The organism is Rhizobium sp. UFLA01-1127 (assembly GCF_059803845.1).
In genome coordinates this window covers 1-2,776 of record NZ_JAUQTZ010000263.1, presented here as the reverse complement: position 1 = coordinate 2,776, position 2,776 = coordinate 1, and the positions used below count along the sequence as shown (strand labels likewise).

The window sequence follows — 2,776 nt, the reverse complement described above, 5'->3', positions numbered from 1 at the left end:
GGATCAGAGTATTACCCTCCGCACCAAGCTCGGCGGCCTTGGAGATTTCCCGCTGCAGATCGGCTTGCAGCGCCGCCCTGTCTGCTTTGATCTCCCCGGACATGGCCTTCTCGATCTCATCGCGACAGCGCTCGACCTCAAGCATCGCCCGATTGGCTGCCTCGGCAGCGCGCAAGCCATGCCGGGCGACCACCTCCTGCCAATAGACATCCGCCTCGTCACTTTGCTTGCGAGCCGAGCGCCCAAGGCCTGGATCGGTCGGACCACCCTGCTCCTGCAATTCCATCAGTTCGCGCCTTAGGTTGACATGATTGCGGGCAGCTGCTGCGATCTTCTCCAAGCTCTCGCGTTCGTTTTGGGGCGTCTCGCGTTCTGCCTGAAACAGAGCCGTCTCAACCCTCTTTTCGTAGGATTCGAATTCCTGACGTGTCATATGACGCATGATATCGCCCTCCCCTACCGTCTTTGCCAACTTTACCAAATTTATTCTGTATTGCGAGGGATTGCTTCTCGGATCGGATGAGCCCATTTCTTGACGGAAAGCTCTGTCATAGTCGGCCTCAAGCCGAATTGCTTGGGCCGTCGCGAAACTCTTGACATCCGCTTCACCACTATTTTTCGCCAGAGCCAGCCATTCTCCACGGGCTGACATGGAATAAATCTTGCTATCTGGTGTCGAGGCGATGTTTTGATGGTCCGCCCGCTTGGCCTCATAGCGCCGTTGACCTGCTTCACTCGTACCCTCATGTTGTGTGCGACCCTTCCTGTTCGTCGGCCGCACTTGATTGCGGCTATAAGCCGGCGCGCTGGCGCGGTCGCGTCGATCGGTCATTTCCATGCGAATGCCATGCCCGCGCGCCTTTTCGGCCATCTCCACCCGCCAGCGTCGGAACGATCCGATACTTGTCTCGATCCTGTCACCGGCATCCGAGCGCATTGCGATGATTGCATGAACATGCACATGCGGCCGCTTTCCACCCGTCTCCTCCGCCTTCGGGTCTCGGGATGGATCATGAAGCGCAAGCACGTAGCGGTAGCCGGCAAACTCCCGCGCCAGAAAGTCGCGTGCGGCCGCATGGAAGGCTTCGACATCGGTACCTGCCCGCGCCGACATCACGACATGCATCACATCACGAGACTTGCGGCTATGCAGTTGCTTGCGCCAGTCGCGCTGCACCAGTTCTGCTGCCTGCTTGGCATCAATGATCGCCTCGCCTTGCGCGGTTCGGACGATGCCTGGATGCCTCTCAACCAGGTCCCGCACGCGGGCAGAGCCATAGTCGATGCCATTGCCATAGCCGGTAAAGCGAAACGTCACCGCTTGTTGGCGTTTCCTGCCTCCATCGCCAAGCCGCTCCTGCACGATCGCCGAGGCCTTGGCGTCACCGGTCAATCGCTCTCCGGCGCTGTCGCGCAGCACGCTGACGCCTTCGACCCGGTAGCCCCTGCCATCACCGGCGGAGGTGACCGCGAAGACAAAGCTCCGGTCGCCCAGCCCGCGCTGAAGCAGGGTTCGCGCCCGCGTATGGAGATCAGCTGTCGTGTTTGGTATCTCAGTCTCCATCACCTCTACCAGGAAGGTCCCGATGTCACGGCTTTCGGCGCGGTTCCCCATCAGATGGTCCCAGTCACGATGGATACCTGCAAGCTCATCGCGTCCACGCAGGTCTTCACCACGTTCGGTCTCAACGATAACGGCGCCGTTGCGCGACACATAGTTGATCATTGCGCCGAGCCGGCCGCCGCCACCAAACGACGCAAGCTTGACGACGGCCGGCTGGCTGCCCGAGGCCAGGGCGGCAAACCGCGATCGCATCGAAGGCTCTAAATACGATCCTTGCGCTCGCCTCCGCGTCCTTCCGAACGCTCCGCCCTTCGCTCCCAATCCGAATTGTCCGGCCGCGGCACCCGGCAACGGAGAGGCTTGCGCAACCACGCCGCCCCGGCGGCGCCACTCTTCCTCGTCGACCAAACTTGGCCGGCCTAGCGATCGCTCATGCAGCAGCGCTGCCCGACGCCGTTCCCATTCGTGCTCAAATGCGCCGGGCAGGAATTCCATCACACGCTGTCCCGTCGCCGATGCGCGCCGCGGGCCGCATAACGCCTTAGCTCGAGCAAGACTGCGGCAAGAAGCTTTTGCACTTCCGTTAATTCCGATGACAGCTCCGTCGCCGAATATCGACCGGTCGCATGAACGAAACGGGCAATCTGATTGACGTTCACGCCGAGCGCCCGAATATCGGCGATCAGCATCTCGAGTATGGCCCTATCCTCGTCGGTCAGGAATGGGCGCACGCCCGCCCCCTCCAATGTCAGCGATCGAATGAAGGCCGAAACCGTCAGGCCGGCGGCGGCAGCTGCGGCATCGACGGCGGCACGTTCCAAGACGCTGAAGCGGGCATGAACGACCCTGTCCTTGCACATCTTGCGTGCATCCAATACCAGCGCACCGCGCATCTCCGGCGTCATTTCGCCCCCCATTTTTAGAAGCGCCGCAGGCACATCGACGGTTCATCCGTCGATCGACAGCCAATTTGTATCACAAATTTGCGTATCCTGCCAAACCCAACATTACCATATTTGATATCTTGCTCAACCTCCTCAATCCGCGGAATTGGCCCTCGCGGCAGATCAACCTAAACAAGCACATCACATAATCACACGATGGAACAACTTCACACAAAGAGATAACATAAATTGTCTAACTTATTGCTTCTACGTTACCTCCGTGTGCATTCTGTCCAACGTTCCGGCAATACTCAACACGGTCATGGTT

At 59.6% G+C, this 2,776-nt stretch carries 2 protein-coding genes; both read right to left on the bottom strand.

The window, feature by feature from the left end:
- A partial coding sequence (locus tag Q4Q11_RS31405; protein WP_498571932.1) for a relaxase/mobilization nuclease domain-containing protein occupies positions 1–1,816 on the bottom strand: 1,816 nt, incomplete at its 3' end.
- 242 nt (positions 1,817–2,058) lie between these two features.
- Positions 2,059–2,469 (bottom strand): plasmid mobilization protein, encoded by a 411-nt coding sequence (locus Q4Q11_RS31400; RefSeq protein WP_498571931.1) that lies wholly within the window; start codon positions 2,467–2,469, stop codon positions 2,059–2,061.
- Positions 2,470–2,776 lie beyond the last annotated feature (307 nt).

What these genes read in the sequence shown, in the direction of transcription:
- Q4Q11_RS31400 (WP_498571931.1), bottom strand. Translation starts at nt 2,469, where the DNA reads ATGACGCCGGAGATGCGCGGTGCGCTGGTATTGGATGCACGCAAGATG.